Origin of the sequence: Pandoraea sp. B-6 (assembly GCF_000282835.1) — a bacterium.
Taxonomy (GTDB): domain Bacteria; phylum Pseudomonadota; class Gammaproteobacteria; order Burkholderiales; family Burkholderiaceae; genus Pandoraea; species Pandoraea cepalis.
In genome coordinates this window covers 64,958-82,495 of record NZ_KB290510.1, presented here as the reverse complement: position 1 = coordinate 82,495, position 17,538 = coordinate 64,958, and the positions used below count along the sequence as shown (strand labels likewise).

13 protein-coding genes and 1 pseudogene are annotated in these 17,538 nt (G+C 54.7%); 4 read left to right on the top strand and 10 right to left on the bottom strand.

The genetic code is table 11. The features are described 5' to 3' along the window. Window positions 1–219: 219 nt before the first annotated feature. The 3 genes from A985_RS27480 (at window position 220) to A985_RS27470 (ending at window position 4,825) form a co-directional block, all read left to right on the top strand. Window positions 220–1,956, top strand: coding sequence for a UvrD-helicase domain-containing protein (locus A985_RS27480; protein ID WP_157211406.1), 1,737 nt, complete (start codon window positions 220–222; stop codon window positions 1,954–1,956). A 106-nt stretch (window positions 1,957–2,062) separates the two neighbouring features. After that, the gene (locus A985_RS27475) at window positions 2,063–2,347 is read left to right on the top strand and encodes a helix-turn-helix transcriptional regulator (RefSeq protein WP_369751563.1); all 285 of its coding nucleotides are present in this window, start codon (window positions 2,063–2,065) and stop codon (window positions 2,345–2,347) included. A gap of 111 nt (window positions 2,348–2,458) precedes the next feature. Further along, entirely contained in the window at window positions 2,459–4,825 is a 2,367-nt protein-coding gene (locus A985_RS27470) for a phage/plasmid primase, P4 family (RefSeq protein WP_157211405.1), read from the top strand. A 107-nt stretch (window positions 4,826–4,932) separates the two neighbouring features. On the opposite strand, the gene A985_RS0109455 is transcribed toward A985_RS27470, so the two are convergent. Together A985_RS0109455 and A985_RS28520 are read right to left on the bottom strand one after the other, a co-directional pair. After that, entirely contained in the window at window positions 4,933–5,928 is a 996-nt protein-coding gene (locus A985_RS0109455) for a hypothetical protein (RefSeq protein WP_017233165.1), read from the bottom strand. A gap of 110 nt (window positions 5,929–6,038) precedes the next feature. Beyond that, a pseudogene (locus tag A985_RS28520) lies at window positions 6,039–6,240 on the bottom strand (IS3 family transposase); the annotation flags it as partial. A gap of 499 nt (window positions 6,241–6,739) precedes the next feature. Between A985_RS28520 and A985_RS0109450 the strand changes: the two are divergent. Further along, complete coding sequence (locus A985_RS0109450; RefSeq protein ID WP_017233164.1) at window positions 6,740–7,717, top strand: SIR2 family protein; 978 nt, start codon at window positions 6,740–6,742, stop codon at window positions 7,715–7,717. An 818-nt stretch (window positions 7,718–8,535) separates the two neighbouring features. Here A985_RS0109450 and A985_RS0109440 read toward each other — a convergent pair. The 8 genes from A985_RS0109440 to A985_RS0109395 all read right to left on the bottom strand — a co-directional run bounded on the left by A985_RS0109440 (window position 8,536) and on the right by A985_RS0109395 (window position 17,430). Beyond that, a protein-coding gene (locus A985_RS0109440) for an IS3-like element ISButh1 family transposase (protein WP_162840579.1) occupies window positions 8,536–9,734 on the bottom strand; the annotation gives its coding sequence in 2 pieces (ribosomal slippage) (window positions 8,536–9,419 and window positions 9,419–9,734; 1,200 coding nt in all). Between the two features lie 230 nt (window positions 9,735–9,964). Beyond that, a complete protein-coding gene (locus A985_RS24865) occupies window positions 9,965–11,404 on the bottom strand; it encodes a sensor domain-containing diguanylate cyclase (protein ID WP_198288679.1) in 1,440 nt (479 codons plus the stop codon). 314 nt (window positions 11,405–11,718) lie between these two features. After that, complete coding sequence (locus A985_RS0109425) at window positions 11,719–12,261, bottom strand: hypothetical protein (protein ID WP_017233160.1); 543 nt, start codon at window positions 12,259–12,261, stop codon at window positions 11,719–11,721. A 554-nt stretch (window positions 12,262–12,815) separates the two neighbouring features. Next, on the bottom strand, window positions 12,816–13,133 hold the full coding sequence (locus tag A985_RS0109420; RefSeq protein ID WP_017233159.1) for a hypothetical protein: 318 nt from the start codon (window positions 13,131–13,133) through the stop codon (window positions 12,816–12,818). A gap of 386 nt (window positions 13,134–13,519) precedes the next feature. Further along, the gene (locus A985_RS0109410) at window positions 13,520–13,753 is read right to left on the bottom strand and encodes a hypothetical protein (protein WP_017233157.1); all 234 of its coding nucleotides are present in this window, start codon (window positions 13,751–13,753) and stop codon (window positions 13,520–13,522) included. Between the two features lie 952 nt (window positions 13,754–14,705). After that, window positions 14,706–15,902 carry an MFS transporter gene (locus A985_RS0109405; protein ID WP_017233156.1) on the bottom strand — a complete coding sequence of 399 codons (1,197 nt, stop codon included), beginning with the start codon at window positions 15,900–15,902 and terminating at the stop codon, window positions 14,706–14,708. 143 nt (window positions 15,903–16,045) lie between these two features. Continuing rightward, window positions 16,046–16,855 carry an endonuclease/exonuclease/phosphatase family protein gene (locus A985_RS0109400; protein ID WP_017233155.1) on the bottom strand — a complete coding sequence of 270 codons (810 nt, stop codon included), beginning with the start codon at window positions 16,853–16,855 and terminating at the stop codon, window positions 16,046–16,048. A gap of 35 nt (window positions 16,856–16,890) precedes the next feature. Continuing rightward, entirely contained in the window at window positions 16,891–17,430 is a 540-nt protein-coding gene (locus A985_RS0109395) for a Chromate resistance protein ChrB (RefSeq protein ID WP_036656109.1), read from the bottom strand. Window positions 17,431–17,538: the final 108 nt, after the last annotated feature.

The window sequence follows — 17,538 nt, the reverse complement described above, 5'->3', positions numbered from 1 at the left end:
ACTCAATACCAATTGTGCCGTTCGCGTAGCCGTTGAACTAAGGAATGATAAATACAAAGAACATTTCCCCTTCGCACACTGATCGACATCACGTTTATACGCATTTTCTCGACGGAAACACTGCGAATCCTGCCCTTTTTGATCCACACCCCCGCTACAAATTCGCAACCCAAGCCCCTCCCCCTCGCTCAAACATCTGGTCTTAACCACAGCTTCAACATGAACTTCCCACTGACGCCTGAGCAGATCCAGGTCGTTGAATCTCGAGCCCCACGCCTGTTGATCAACGCTGCACCGGGTGCTGGCAAATCTTCAACACTGCAAGCCTGTGCCGAGTACCTGCTAAACCATGGAGCGAGCCCGACCTCGATTCTTATCCTAACCTTCAGCAATCGAACGCGCGACGAACTACGGACCCGCATCAACAATCCGCAGGTTCTTGTCAGCACCTTCCACGGCTATGCAAATCGAATCGTTCGTGAATCATCTGATCATCGGCGTGCGGTAGCGAACTCCGGTCAATTGGCAATCGCGCTGCGCCAAACCGTGGCGCACAATAGCCTCCTAGTACATCGCTTTCGAAAACACGGAATCGATCTTGCAGACAAGGCAGAGCAGCGCCGCCTCCTGCACTTCTTGATCTCTTCGCATGGAGATCCCGATCTCGAACAGCGTCTACTATCCGATCGTAAATCGTCGGTTTCGCACTACGCGCCATCCCTAATCGAACTACGGCAACTTGCGCGCAGGTTTAACCGCCGTCTTTGTGATCAGGGCCTAACCACCTATGCTCAAATGCTCGACCTAGGGCAAGCCCAAGCCGACCAGCATCGATCGGAGATCAAGCATGTACTGGTCGACGAGTACCAGGATATGGACATCGCTCAGGCCAAACTGCTGGTGACGATTTGCAAGAACGTGGAGACGCTGAGGATCTTCGGTGATCCTGGGCAGGCCATCTATTCGTTCATGGGCACCCAGGTCTCGGACCTAGCAACGTTGTTGAGCGCACACACCGCGACCCTGAGCGAATCGCACCGGCTCACCCATCAAACCGCCGAATTCGCATCCTCGCTTTTGAACTCGATCTCCATCACGGGATCTCGTGATGGCGCCCGCCCCGTGCTCAAACAATGCAAAACCCAACGAGGTCAGGAACAGTATCTAGTAGATGCAATCCGTAACCTGAAATCGCGGGGTGTTCCATCAGAGCGCATCGCCATTCTGTCTAGGACCAGAATCGAGTTGCGCATCATCGAGCGCGTGTTACGTGCCCAAGATATTGCCGTGACCCCGATGCATCGTGAAACGCAACGCCATCATCTTTTGGGGATGCTTGAACTGCTGCGCCTAGTGAACGCGAATCGCGAAGAACTTCGGGAACACCTATCGAGATCCCGAAGCCGGGACCTTGAGGCCGGCATTTCGAAAATCGTCAGCGAGGTTCCGCCACAACATCAAGCATCGCTAAGACGCGCAGTAGTTGCCGCGGCCAGGGCCGGCAGTCTAGAGGGTCGATTCAGCGCGGTTAAACGTGCATACCTTTCGATGCTGACGAAATCTGGTCTTGGCGAATCGCGAACCTCGGTCGAGCACGAACTGAATCTCTGGCAACCACTTATCCGCAAGTTCAGTACCGTGCGTTCTTTCACGGCATTCGTCGAACGGCAATACGATCAACTCGGCGTCACGCTCTCCACTATTCACTCGGCAAAAGGTAAAGAATGGGAGCACGTGATGGTGATCAATGTGACCGACGGCGTGATCCCCCACGTGAGAGAAATTCAGAAGCGGAACGTCGAGGAAGAACGCCGTCTGCTCTATGTGGCCACGACACGAGCACGAGAGAATCTGTATCTGGTCCACACGCCGGTCTTTCGTGGTCCGGTGCTTTACGCGCAACGCTCCAGATTCTTGAGAACTCGCACATTGCGTCGTTGCGAATTCTTGGGATAGCCGAGGATTCGCGTGCATTCTCGATTCGGTTTCCGGCCAATCGGCTAACCAGATTTTCAAGTTTTGGTGGATCAGTAAATAAGGTGTGCTTCGGGTTCTCTGCCCGATGCCGGACTCAGGCAACGACTGCCTGCTGGAGCACCCGATGCACCAAACACTGGTCAATGAAGAACAGACGTCGATTGTATTTCTCCGACGATCTGACGTCGAACGAATTGCCGGCCTTTCACGATCATCTATCTACGCGAAGATGAAAGACGGTCAGTTTCCCAAACCGGTTCACCTATCTTCCCGGATGGTCCGCTGGATCGAATCTGAGGTCCTTGCTTGGGCACGGGAAAAGATCGCCGTAGGTCGGACGATCACCGTTAGCGATCAGAGTGTGGCCTAGCACCCAATCAGTTTTGCTCTTCTTCGCCCCCTTCCTTCGACAAGCAGCGGGGTGTAGGAGATGTAGGAGATCTGTGGATGTCGGAGAACGCTGCGTCTTTTTTTGACCTTGATGACAGGGAAAGAAAAAGGGGCCGGGCACCAACATCACGATTTTTCCTGCATCACCTACATCGCTCGCTCCGAAATTCTAGAATCAGCGAACTACATGAAACCGACAAAAACAACCAACTGCAACATCAAGGCCATGACCCAACACCTCAAGGCCGTTGCCAGCCCATCGACCGACGGCACCCGGTGCGCCGCCATTCAGGTATTCCCCGAACGCGACGGATCGAACGTGAAGTCCCAATCACTGTATCTTGAGGCAACTCGTGAAACCGCGATCGAACTAGCGGCGCTCAACGAACGTGGTGCCGCAATCGCAGTCGTTCCTCAACGAACGGACGGTCAAGGTCGCAGGTCCGAGAACATTACGCGCATTCGCTATCTCGTTGCTGACTGTGATTCCGGTCAGACGCGCGAATCTCTGGCTGTGCTCCCCGTGCAACCCGACATTTTGGTCGAGACGTCCGCAGGTCGATTCCACGCATACTTCCGAGTGAAATGCGAACGATCCAAATTCCGGGAGTTATCGCTGGCGCTCGCGAATGCCCTCAAGTCCGATCCCAATTCGACGGACGCTGCCCACGCATTTCGACTAGCGGGCACCATTAACTGGAAACGCGGTCAGAGAACCAAACTCCGAAAATGCGGGACAGGATCTAATGCAGGAACCGCCGCCGAACTCATCGAGGCACTGGGCGGGCAGATTCCAGCAACTGAGACGCCCGTGACTGCGCGCCCCATTCGAAAACGGGGTCACAAAATAGCCGATCAGAAACCTAGTGCTGATGAAGTACGAGAACTTCTGGCTAGGATTCCAGCCCAAGATCGGACAGTGTGGCTACACATTGGCATGGCCGTGCACTCGTGGGACGACAACGCCGGATTCGAGATCTGGGATCAATGGTCAAGATCGGCCCCCGAGAAATACGACGAGGCTAGACAAAAATCAACTTGGGCCAACTTCGATCTGAACGGCACTCGAACAATCAGGACGATCTACTACTACGCGAATCAATACGGCACGTCAGGTGATGCTTCAGGACGATCCTCGTTTCCGACAAGCGATGCCGACGTTGCGAAATTCGTCGCAGTAAAACTCGGTGAAAATTTGAAGATCGTTGAGAATGAATCGTGCCGAGTCTTCATCGACCATCACTGGAGCAAAGATAAACGAGCGGCAATCCGATCCGTTTTAAGCGAGATTTCCGAACTCGTAGTCTGCGCAGAAGAAACCGGCAACTCGACAGCCGCATCGATCCTCAAACGTATGGCGTCCTATCAGAGCGCGCAGCGGATCCTCACAGGTATGCAGGCGTTTCCGGAACTCGATGCAAAGGCTTCAGACTTTGATACTGATCCGTATCTACTGGGGGTTCCGAATGGGGTCGTGGACCTTCGTACAAAGGAGTTCCGTGCGGGCCGACCGCAAGACATGATCACGTGTACGACCGATGCGAAGTTTGATCCTACCGCGCGATGCCCACAGTTCGCCGCATTTCTACAGAGTGTTGCTCCTGACCGGGTTCTCCGCAGGTTTCTTCGCTCCGTTCTTGGTTATTCGATGACAGGATTGATCAAAGAGCAGAAGGCGTTCTTCATGCTAGGACGTGGAAGCAACGGCAAAGGAACGCTGACGCGGGCGATCGAAAACGTCGTTGGGCCATTTTACTCGGGGCAGATGTCGCCATCGTTCCTGAAGGGCGCGAACAAAGGAAATGCCAATGGGCCGACACCAGCGCTAATGGCGTTACAACGGCCTCGCATACTGTTCTGCACCGAATCCGAGCGACGAGGTGGCATTGATGAACCGTTCTTCAAACAACTGACCGGAGGCGATCAGGTGAGCGGCCGCCACAATTACGGGGAAACAGAATCGTTCCGACCACGCGGAAAACTGCTTCTGAGTACAAACGAAATGCCAGATTGGGATCGAGAGAACGACGCATTGTGGCGTCGTGTCATGGTCATCCCGTTCACGCAAAAATTCTCGGGGGCCTCACGTGACAATGATCTGGATGACAAGCTCGCAACCGAGGCGTCAGGAATTCTTAACTGGCTTATCGCAGGTGCATCTGATTACCTACAAGCCGGTCGCTTACCCAGATGCGCCCAAGTTGAAGCCGCAACATCCGACGCGCGGACGCGTGCCGATTCGGTACGGATGTGGATCGACGCAGAGTGCAAACGTTCCGCGAATGGCAAAATCGCGGCGCAGGACGCGTTCGACGCATACTCGAGATTTACTGGCAGGCATGGTGTCGAACCTGTGACAATCCAGAAATTTAAACTGCGCATGGTAAGCCTCGGGTTCAAGCAAAAGCGTATCAATCGAGGCAACCAATACGTTGGAGTCCGCTTAATCAATTTCTAATATCGATGCACCTGGTCGACGTGAGAACCCACGTCGACCATCATCCGCGAAGTATGATGACGAGATCACGGCCACGGTGGTGCGCTGCGGCATCGATATCTCGAATGTCAAACGCCTTTTGCGGGCCAGTTGCAACTAACAATGCCGTCATACAACGGAATCAGCGCCTTAACTTCGTTGTTTCTCAGCTTCCTTATGGCTGTAATCGATTCGCGCACCTCTCCGTCTGCCCATTGAGGCAAAAAAGCGAACGCGTGCAACTGATCTCCGTCAAGTTGGATCACCCGTCGAGCGCTTTTCTCCCCGTTGCAGGCTTCCTCACTGAGCATGTCATTCTCGAATGCAACATGGGCGACGAGTAGCCGCTCTACAGGAGACGAAATCAATACGAACTCTGCGCTGTTCCATATCGTTAGCAAGAACAGTGATACGGTAGAAACCGCTGGCGCGAGGAATCTACGCGGACCGAGAACTTCTATTTTCTTGATGGAAACAGCTATGAAAGCAAGCAGTGATAAACCTTGACATAAAGCGATCAAAATTGCCGTTGGAAACGCCAAGTATCCGACCGCTCGAAGAAACGCGCCAAGCGCAGCCGCTACTGGCAAACGGGACGCGGCCGGACCAAAGAGTAGCGCAAGATCCTCGGCCGTATGAGCATGCGCGACCCACACCAAGATTAGCAATAGCGTCCACCGGATAACGACGCAGAACGGGCACTCCAAAGCTCGAAGTACCTTTCTGTTCCCACAAAGCACGATTGCAAGCCAAGCAAGCGGCATGAGCCCCAACACGGTCAATTGCAACAGTACGTTGAAGACGTCAGTTTCCGAAAGGTAATGCGCCATAACCCACATGCTGAGCAACGCCAGTACCGTCTGCCCAACAACCATTCGAGGTGTCGACAGAAAAATAGCAACGCCTATCGCTATGCGATTGACTTTGCCGGGTAGATGATGACGCTCACTTATGTTTCGGATGATCCTGACTAGGGGATGGAGTACGAAGGCCCACGCCTTCATAAAATGGCACGTCGCAGCAAATACGGCGAACGGGATCGCTAGCGTCAAGAAGGCACCGGTCAAAATTCTTAGGACGATCATGAAATCTCCGATTGAACCAATATCCTCATATCGGTGATCGTCGTCACATCTTGAGTCACCCTCGAAGCAAAGAGTCGCGAAAAATCCGCTTCGTGTTGTCCGTGTAGTGGTCAACCCATCCCGGACACTGCGTTAATTTTTTTCTGCTACCGCGGGAGCCACCCCGTCGTTAAGTTGATGGGGAAGTAGCCAGTTGTATCGTTGCACCGGGTAATGGCCGATGTCCCGATGAGCTTGGGGTGCAGTCATATATCCAGTGTTCGGCACCAGTTCCGTTTTCAAACTCCGGAACAAACGCTCCATTGGCGAGTTGACGCTCCTATGTCAACAGCGTCGTATTGAATCGGCCAAATCCGCCAAGATGAGAAGGTACAACTCCCTGACGATGTAGCGCTTCAGCTGCGATGAATTTTCCTGTCAAGGACCAGCGCCGCAGCATTACGTTTGAACTCGGGGGGAAACGAACGACGTTGTTTGATCATCAGACACCTCTTCATGGCAAGAATTTCCGCCTAAATTGGTGTCCGGATCGATTAGACCACTACACTCTGGGCATTGTGAACCAGTGTCGATCCTGATTTTCGAGTCGTGCACCTACTGGCCGCAAACTCTAGTACGTGTTGACGAGCCCAGCGGAGGACATTGGACTGCACGTAGCAGCGCTTTACATGCATGAGAAACTGTGACCCGGCCATGCAATACGGCGTACGGACGCCGTATCGATTGTACACAACTAAGAGTAGCGTCTAATAGACCAACGGGAGGGGAGATGCACTGCCTATTGATCGGAAATGGATTCAATCGTCTGTCGATGCAACTCAGTTGGCCTCAATTGCTAGCTCAGCTCACTAATGAGCTGGGGCTTGACGGTCAAATCATCCCCAGCGAAAAGAAGCCGCTTTCCTTGTTCTTTGAAGAGCTTTGCGTCAGGCTTCCGGACTTTAAGAACGTCAGATCAGCCGAGCTCCACGTCAAGAAGCGAATCGCAGAACTGGTGAGCTCGCTCCCCCCGCATGCACAGCTCGGCACGCTGGTAAGTCAGTTCAGCAACATACTTACGACAAACTACGACGTCGCTGTCGAGGTCGCTCTGGCCGATCATCTCTACTCGTATCGACCTACGGTTTCTGAGAGCAGGTATAGCCTATTCCGGAAGAACGAAGTCGGCACCCGGCATGTGTGGCACATCCACGGAGACGCGATGCGTCCCGCCACCATTCTCTTGGGATATGACCAGTATGCGGGCTATCTGCAAAAGATAAGGAACTACGTAACAAAAGGGCTCACGGCAAGTGAAAGAAAGTCCGTACGTCTCAGTGTGCAAGAGAGGCGGATGAAAGAGAATGCGACGTGGGAAGCGGAAATCTTCGTCGTCTCTTGGGTGGACATCTTTCTGAGAGACCACCTGCATATTGTCGGCTTCGGTTTCGACTTTACGGAAATCGATCTCTGGTGGCTTCTTCTCTACAAACGAAGACGAGACACGAGAACCGGGAAGACTTTCTTCTACTGCATTGACGTCGATGGCAGTCTCGAAAGAAGCGAAGCAGCGAAATTCTCCTTGTTCCGATCTTTGGGGGTAGAAATCATTATGGTGCCATCAGAATCCTACGAACGGGGCTACGCATCGATTATCGATTTAGTGAGACAAAATATTGTTTCTTACCCACAGTGGCTGATCACCGAAACACAAACCAACTCGAATCCAAGCGTTATCGAAGTCGATATTGTCCCTCCAAAGACTGTTGAGCGCCGTCCAACCCAGCGGCGCCTATTGTTCCCCAAATAACAGCAATTCATCTTTTGGCACGCGGGCACCATCGGCGGTTCGGCTATTAACTCAGCGCTCGCCGAACATTACCAGGACATTGCGCGGGAAAATTTCTGCGTGTGGTCGCTGGAGCGACGAGATGGGGAACGCTCTGTTCGTGACCTCTATGATTCACTGTCCGCGAAAACGCGACGTCGAAGCTCTGAGCTCGTCGATCAAACAATCGGTAAACCGGCAGCAGCCCAGTTCGTGAAGAGTGGATCAATCTGAACAACCAGTATGCTGGCCCCGAGTGGCAACGTTCAGCCGTTGAACCTATTCCGGACCGGCGACTTCATGTGTTTTGCAAGGCCGGAATCATCCGGCTCGACTACTCGGCATGATCGTGAGTTTATTGAGCCTGCCTGTAGATAACCGGACACATCCTCGGCGAGGGACCGCCCCAATAACGTAAGCGTGAATGCCATCAGCGTGCGGCGCTTTCAACGAATATAGCCGCCAAGCACGAGAATGGTAGCAAGCGTTCCGATACACGTGGCACCGGCGACGACCGTGCTTCGCAATTCGAAGTCATCGTGGTCAGTGGCCGTGTTGCCGCCCCTCGGTCCCATGAAATAGCCGGTAGCTCCGACTACCACGCTTATCGGGACCAACGCTCCTACAATGGTTCGAATAGTCACAATCATGATCAGCCTCCCCCGGTACTGCAATGCAGTTGATTCTCCATCTTGTCAGTATTGCGAGAGGGGGAAATTCGCCGACGACAATTTTCAAACGATCGATTGAAAATTAATCATACTGGAGTTGCCCCTGTAACTCAGGACAGGCGGACACCGTTAGGTTGATGACACCGCATTACGCCTGAACTCGCGAGGCGAGCGGTATTTCAGGGCTTTGTGCGGATGGCGCTCATTGTAGTGTTCAAACGCGATAGCCAGACGCGAGAGCGCTGTTGGTGCGTCAGACTTGTCCATATAGGCGACGTAATTGTGCTTCATGGTCTTCACGAACGATTCGGCCATGCCATTGCTCTGCGGCGAACGAACCGGCGTGGTCAGCGGCTCAAGACCCAGTTCGCGAGCAAAGCTGCGCGTGCGGTGGTCGATGTAGGCCGAGCCGTTGTCCGTCAGCCATTCAATGGGCTGCGCGGCCTGCGTGGTGCCGAAGCGCTGTTCGACGGCGGCCAGCATCACGTCGCGCACCACATCACCGCTATGCCCGCCGGTCGTCGCTGCCCAGCTAATCGCCTCGCGGTCGCAGCAGTCCAACGCAAACGTCACGCGCAGGGGCGTACCATCGTCGCACCGGAACTCGAAGCCATCGGAGCACCAGCGGGTGTTGCTGCGGTCCACGGCAACGCGACCGTCATGTCGCCGCTTGTCTCGCCGCACGCCAGGGCGGCGCAGCAGCAACTGATGCTCCCGCATGACCCGATACACGCGCTTGGCGTTGATGCACGGCGCACCGGTCTGCTCCCGACTGCGGCGCAGCAGCGCCCAGACACGCCGGTAGCCGTAGGTCGGCAGATGCGCCACATGGGCCTGAATCTCCTCGACCAGCCCGGCATCATTGGTCATGCGGGCACGGCGACCATCGCGCCAGTCAGACGAGCGAGTTCGCTTCACCGCCACGGCAGAGCGCGCCACGCCGAGAACTTCGCAGACCGTCTTCATCGGTCGTCCCCCGGCAGCAAGGGCGAGCGCGCAATCAGGTTTTTTGAACGGCCCCATTCCACGGCTTCTTTCAGGATTTCGACTTCCAGCGTCTTCTTCCCGAGTAGCCGTTGCAGTTCCTTGATTTCCTTGATGGCGGCGGCCAGCTCAGATGCCGGCACAACGGTTTCGCCTGCCTTCACCGCCGCCAGACTGCCTTCCTGGTATTGCTTGCGCCAGCCGAACACCTGGTTGGCATTGACGCCGTGCCGACGTGCAACGGCCGACACCGACGCTCCCGGCTCCAATGTTTCCTGCACGATGGCGATTTTTTCTTGCGCCGTGCGCCGACGACGGCGCTCCGGCTCGGTCAGAATTTCGATGCTTTCCACGTAATGACTAGGCTTACTGATAGGCACAAGACTATCCCATATTTTAAGAGAGTCCTCGTGTCCTCAGGTACGTGGGGCCGCTCCACATACCCACCAGTGAGTAACCCGACATGTCGGCGAAGCGACGTCAAATAGCCCGCATAACATTCCCGTCGGATCGCCGGCATCAGACTAATCTCTAGAATCCGTAGACGCATGCCGAAGCGACCTCCATAGACCGCTCACGCTACGTTACTTGACGCAGAAACGAGGCGATTTCTTCCTGCACGTTTGGCGGCATACATTCGTTCGTCAGCCTCTTTCAGGACCTCTGTGATCGCCGCTCCATCCTGTGGCCAGGTAGCGACACCGAGTGAAATCGTAATATGGCCGACAGGGTCGATCTGAGTGTTCATCACAACTTGGCGTAGACGCTCTCCGATGGCAGCAGCTGTGGATGTGGACGCATCCGGCAGAAGCAATGTGAACTCCTCGCCGCCCACTCGACATGCGAGATCGATGTCGCGGCTGTATTCGCGCATTAGTGCTGCAAGACGTTGCAGGACCACGTCCCCAATGTCATGTCCAAAGGTGTCGTTCACGCGCTTGAAATGATCGATATCCAACGCTATCGCAGAAAACGTTCGCTCCTCGCGCGACATTTCATCAAGCGCCTCGTCCATTGCGCGTCGATTCAGTAGGCCCGTTAGTGGATCCGTGTGGGATGCGAGCTCAAGACGGGTCACCCTAGCCTTGGTCGTGTTTATGCTTCTCAGAAGGGCCCGTTTGATGTTGCTCGCTTCAAAATACCAAGCGTTGACTCCGGCGATTGCGGTTGCACTTTCGACAATGCCAGTATTTGAAGCGCTCTCGGCAAGTCGCCTAAGCGGCTTCGAAATCAATACCGATAGCCCCCAAATCACTGCCATACCCAAAATGGCGAGAGGCACTGTCTCAATTAGGGTGCGGTAGACCATGCTTCCCAATGGACGGAGCACACTTACAACGGGCTGCTGGCTGGCAACACCCCAGTGGCCGGTAGGGATAGGCGCATAACCGGCAAGAACGTCTACCCCCAGCGAATCGGTGATTCGATCGCTTCCATCCCTCCCTTCAAGGGAGCGGTCAACCGCAGCATTTTCTCCAATCGTTGATCCCACCCTCGATTTCGTAGAGTGATAGAGAAGCGTTCGGCGGGAATCTACTATGTAGACTTGGGAGTCGCCCCAAAACACATGGGTGCTTACGAGCCTCCCTAGAACTCCATCGGATTGTAGATTAATCGCGCCGCCCAGAAATCCGAGGTAGGTCCCACTCCGAGCAAAAATGGGCATTGAGACCACCACCACCGGCTTGCCGTCGGCCGATGTATGAACATCGCTGACAAACGGCTTTTGCTCCCGGAGCGCATCAACTGTGTCTGACGACTCGACTACGTGATCACGGAGTCTTGAAGATATGGGGGTGGCGGCGACGACGTTCCGATTGGGTCCAATAATTGCTACGTTGTCAAATGTGTTGTCCTGCGCCTGCACACGATGCAATTCGTCTGCGAGAGCGTTGGGATCGTCCATCCGATCAGACAGTCGGCTCGCCGAATACCCTAGTCGAAGTTGAGTGTCGCGCAGGAAAACGTCGATCGACGACGCCACCCTAGCGCTGTACGCCCGATTTGCTTGCAACGAATTCTCTATCAATGCCTGCTTTTTGAACTCGATACGCCGAGTACAAACAATTGGCGAGGGTCGCAATACATGCAGTGAGCGTCAACCCCAGGATGAGGCTACGAAGATCAGTGCGCGGAATGGTCGACATGGTGGGCTGCCGTCAGCGTTCATCGAAGAAGATCCACTGGGACAAAGCATACCCCCGAATACGAGCGAATTCGTATCGAAAGGATCTTCAAGTGAGCATACCTAACGTCGGGGCGGCGACGCGAAATAGCCCGCATCAGGACCCCGCATTCTGATTGCGGGCTTCTCTCTTAACGTTAGCCTTACAAGTCAGAGGCACCGGGCAATGTTAGACCTTCCTCAAAAAAACAGTGAAGAACGCCGAATAGATGATTTGCATCCGCCAGAGCTCTGGTCCGATAAGTCATGGAAATCATCAGCCTTGGCTCCGTTCCGAAATATCGAAATTCCGAATAGTCCCAGTGAAGCGTTGGTCGTAGCCATTCGGCCAATTCCTTCCCGTGCGGATAAGCCTGCTTCACCCAAGTCTTGAGCAGTTCGTCGACGCACGACACGAACCCTTCGTTCTGCCCCACCTCGACGTCTCGAAATGAGATGTCGACGTATCCATAAATCAGGCCATCAATCTCCCCATGCGCGCAGCCCAGTGTCATCAGCGCTGATGTTGGCGAGTTCATCATCGAGATGAACGCCTTCAAAGCAGGAAAACTCGCTGCCTCGTGGATTTTCTCAATATCAGCCGGGTTGTTTATTAGGTCTAGGCCGCCGTTATTCGTATCGTCATCCCGTCTCTCCGCGCGATACGGGAACACCTTGAATCGATCGTTCAATTCATTCCGTTTCATGTCGGTTCATTGCTTACGTCAAGACGTCACACGATAGCAGAACGAGATTCCCACGGTCCAATCCATTACGTTCCCTACACCCATTATCTTAATTCTGCAGCCGCCCCGCTGGGCGCGCTCGACGGCCTAACCGAAGGTCAGTGACATCAAGCGCCGTGTGGAACTGCCGTGGCGCGGCTACGATGTGCAGACCATCACCCATCTCACTTCGGCGACGAACCGATGCGGGTGTTCTCCATTCCTGCGGGGGCTCTGTGAAGCTGAAGAAAGCACCGCGTACGCACATCCACCAAAAGTATGATGGCCACTGCACCCTGTTGCGGCTACCAGTTGCCCGGGCGCTCGCACACCGATCACTTTGAGCAGTGCGTCCGTGATCTGAAACGTGAGGGAGTTCGCCCAAGACGGCCCCCATCTTTCCGAGTTATCCGAACTCGGCCGATGTAACCGACTGCTCCATCCGGTCGTGCGGCGAGCACCGTCGTAACAAAAAGGGGGGCTTCAAATGGGCCGTGGTCTACATGGAGCGCCACCGATACTAAGGAGGGCGTGATTTACAGGTCGATGTCGTGCACGAGAATCACCACCGCATCGGGAATAGCAGTGCTTCCCGCTGGGTCGTAATCAACGAGTTGATTCGCAACAAGGTGGCGAATTCTCCCTTCAAGGGCAATGCGCTCCCCTATCGGCTCGTCCTCCCAGCGCTGCCGGACTATCGAATCAAGATCGATCACCAACGGAACATTCCGTCGGTCGATATCAGGCACTGTCCATTCAACCTGAACGCGGCCCATGATGTCGCTCACCGAGAACACTGTGTTCGTCGGGAATACGCTGTACAGGATGTTCCCAAGCCACGCGGCATCGTCCATTCGCGCCTCCCGTTGTTTCGAGGAATCCTAGCATGAGACAAAACGAGATCGTCCGGCTCGCGAGAGCCGAGCGCGACAGGCGAAATAGAGATATTCCGGCGAGGTACGACCAGCAGCATCAGCGCGATCGCAAGCAACAGGAACTCCGGGCCGAAGTCGAACGAAACGTAAGGGACAAGCCATGACGACAACCCATGTGGTCACAACGAAAAAGACCCATCAGTTGAGATGGGCCATAAATCCGCGGTGCCCGGGGCAAATTCAGCACCACACGGTCAGGAAAGTCTACGCCGCTAAATTAACCCCAAAAGTGAGGAATACCCGGAACAACCAAACGTTCGGCTAAGAGTAGCACCGCGGCGCGCTGTGGCCGAGGTGAAGGCTGCTCAGCAGCCGACAAGCCGACAGTCAATCGCGAAGCGAACCTCTTCGATGAGGGTCTGCTGAATTGCGTCGAGTTCGTCGGTCTTCGGCAGTTTGAGCTTTCTGGGGCCGAACGGCTCGATGAGCTCGACGCCATCGAAAGCGGTCACTTCGATGGTGATGTCCCACAGGGTCGCACGCTCGCCGATTTGAATCTCGACGGTGCACCCGCGATACACGAAGTTGATGGACGCCATGGATTTAACGGCTTCAGAGAGTGTCCGAATACAAATGATAGTACGACCGAAATTCTGCGGATCATCGTGCAAGCGTCACGGACACGCGCGCCGAAGTCCAATAGCACACCACACAGGGGACATTTTGGACGTCTGCATGTGCGTGCTCGGTTCAGCGAGCTCACCACGCGCTCTAATGAGCAGCCCTGTGCGAAGTGCCTAGTATCACGTCGATCGCCGCCTAGCCCGCTATTTCAGCGACCAGATAGGCCCATTAGCGCGAAAACGGTCCGTTGCGAACCTTGATTGGCGTGCCGAGTGCGATGACACCCGCAGGCACTATTGCACCCTCGACACTAAACCATGCCTCAAACATATCCCCTGCAGCCGGCTCCAACTTAACGCAAATATCGAAGCCGCGATACGCAATCGTTCTTTCCATTCTCTCCTCCGAAGTACGCGATGACACGACGTGCGATTTCGCTCACGCCGCCGTATATGGAGCGGCAACGCTGTGTTCATACTACTCGTCAAGCACCAACACGCCCATTGATCCCGTGCACACCATGGCATGGGACAAATGGGTTTGACACCAGTCAAGGCAGAAAGCCCAAGGGGACGGCCGTAGGCCCAAAAATCGAAAGGCGGGGGCATATTGCCCCCCGCACTCTTAAGACTAGATCACGCGATAGCGTCACCCCTTATGGAGTACCCACGACACACGGTGACGTTTGTATCGATTATTGAAACAACCGAAACGCGAAGATTCTACGGGTCAACGCTCAAGCCTAGCGTATATCGTCCACCATCTTTTCTACCGTTCGCGCCTTTTTCAACACGGCGTGTGTTGCGCTGGCGCTCGGAGGTAAAGCTGGGTCGCTGTCCGAGTTAAAAGCAGGCGGTGTCACAGTCAGTTTCGGCTCGTTTCTCGATTCTGGGAGTTCGCGGGTAAACGTACACCGCCGTTAAGTTATCACCGCGTAGCGCGAATCAATACCATTGCACCGACAGCCATCAAGAAGGCCGCCAACGCAAAGCTTGCAGCCGGCGATATTACCGTCCACAACCAGCCGACCATTGCACTAGACACAAACTTCGTCGCACCGTTTACGATGCCAAGGGCTCCATAGTTGATTACAAGAGTATCGCGCGACACCATTTCCGCAGTCACGGTAGACTCCATCGCTTCTTGTACTGCGGTATACAGTCCGGCGACGGTGAACAGGATGGTCAACAGAGCAAGATCATGCAATCTCATTAAGAACGCTCCTGCAAGAAATGCCCCAAGCACTGCACCAAGTCCATAACCGCCAACGAGCACTCGAACGTGGCCTGTACGATCCGCCAGAATCCCAATCGGATAGGACGCGATTACTTGGACCACGTTGCGCCATACGTACAGCATGCCGGCCATCTGTGCCGCATGAACAATCCCTAACGATGGCGAAAGTAACGTGGTCGCGGCGAGAATGAGCAAACTGTGAGAGAAATCTCCAAGACCAAATATGCCGACGGCCCAAAGATAACGCTTGAACTTCAGGGGAAGGCTTCGCATTGAACTGACGAACCGCAACCTCGGGTTTGCGCTTTGCTCGGGATCCTTGACCAACAACAAGAAAGCCACGACCGCCAGCACACCGGGAATCGTAGATACCCACAAGACGAGCCGAAATGGGCTGGCCATATTTGCCCAACTCATTCCTTGAGCCCAGCCTAGGAGTGCCACGCCGAGCAATGGGCCTGCGATGGCGCCCACGCTATCGGCGGCGCGGTGAAACCCGAATGCTCGCCCGCGCGTTTTCGCAGATACGGCTTGAATGACAATTGCATCGCGCAAAGGCCCCCGCAGCCCCTTCCCAAACCAGGAAATCAACCGCCCGGCTAGCAAAAGCGGCCATCCGGCAGCTAGGGCAATGAGCACCTGCCCTAGAGGCGTCAGACCGTAACCGATAAGCACCAGCGACTTGCGCGCACCGATACGATCAGCAATATATCCGGATGCCATTTTGGTGAATGCCGCGACCGCGTCAGCTACCCCCTCAATGACGCCAAGCATAAACGCCGGAACACCGAGCACCGCGAGAAAGCCAGGCAAAATGACCGTAGTCGTCTCGTAGCAAAAGTCACCGAGTGCGCTGGTCACACCGGCACCGACGATGGTCCGGTTCATCCATGGCTCCGCATGCCCGGGGGCAATATCGTCGCCGTCGCCATGCGGGTGCTCCAGCAACCCTCGCGATTCTGCAGGAACGTTGGGAACGACGCGAGATGACAACGGCGCCAAATACGGTGTGTGTGAAGGGGGGCTTTTCATCAAACCACCTCGAACGTGGTCAGTACAGGATAGTGATCAGACGCCCTATCCGTTAATTCACTTCGAATCACCTGGTAGCCCGTGGCAAAGACCGCCATAGACTTCGACGCCAACACGTAATCGCAACGCATGGTGGGAAACTCCGCTTGCCGATAGGCCAATGTCGGAACCGTGGGCTCCCCATTTTCGCCAAGTACATGACCGACATCGACCCACCCTGCCGACTCCAGCCTGTTCAACACGGCATGATCGACTCGGGTCCAATCAGCCGATGCGTATCGCGCCTGATGGTGAGGCTCCAATCTCGCCCAATCTGTAGGCAACGCGTCATGCGGCGATGCGGAGTTGAAGTCACCAGCGACCAAGGCGAGTTGGTCTGCCCGCGCCTGAATAGCCAAAACCGCCGCCTCCCGAAGTCGAGTTTCCGGACCATTGGGACACAGATGCACCCCTACCAAAGTGAGATGCCTGTCGACTCCGGGAATAGCGACTCTCAACACAGCGCAAGTGTGATGAAAATTCGCCGAATCAACGTCAAAGCTAATCGGTGCGAGGGGCGACCGTAGAAAAATCGCGACGTTCTGACCTGTACGCGGAGCCGAAGACAAAAAGCCCCGCATGCCAATGAGCTTTTCCATCGCAAACAACCCCGCTGCTCCATTGGCGCCGAAGCCTCTGGCTTCCTGCATGAAATACACGTCCGGCTTGAGTAGATTGATCGTCTCAATCTGGTCTACGAAGCGTTGGTCCTTTTGTCCGTCACGCCCGGCAAACAGCGTGTTATACGTGAGCACCCTTAGAGAGAACATCGCGAATCTCCTGTTTTTATCCTTGCGTGGGCAGGCTAGAGATGATTTTCGTCGTGTGCATCAAATACGCGTTGCGCGTAAACGTCTAGGAGCGCCTCACATGTCTCAAGGCCCGCCTTGGCTTCCGCAGCAAGGCTCGCACCATAGAAATCCAATTTGATGATCTTCTCCAGCCACGTCTGCAGCTTCTTCACGTCGACGTCGTTTTCTTCCAGCTCCGCGTAAGTGAAATGGCCCGCCGCTGTTTCCTTTGCGATCTCTTCCTCGAAATCCTTGCATTTAGCGAGGAACTCGACGTATTCCTCGTCGCGGTCTGCCTTGAAGCGCGCAACGACCTTGTCTTCCTGCAGGCGATCAAGCGCGACAGTTTCCAGAAGTACCGACTCACCCTGCATTTCGTCGATCTCGTTCTCCAGGATCTTCAGCCGCCGGTTGTGGTCGTCGTTTTTGGGCAACAAACACACACCACTCTGCAGATACACAGCCCCCATCCCTTTGAGTTTTCTCCAGAGAGCGACCCGTTTCCGGGCGGGCTCCGCTGGCACCTTGTATGTAAGCAGCAACCAATTCTGCATATCTCGTATCCACCAAAATGTAACAACCGTTACTTTTTATGATAATTTTCTGAACATTTTCAGTCAAATCACTATTTGTTATTTCTAAATATGCGGTGAACTATCGTC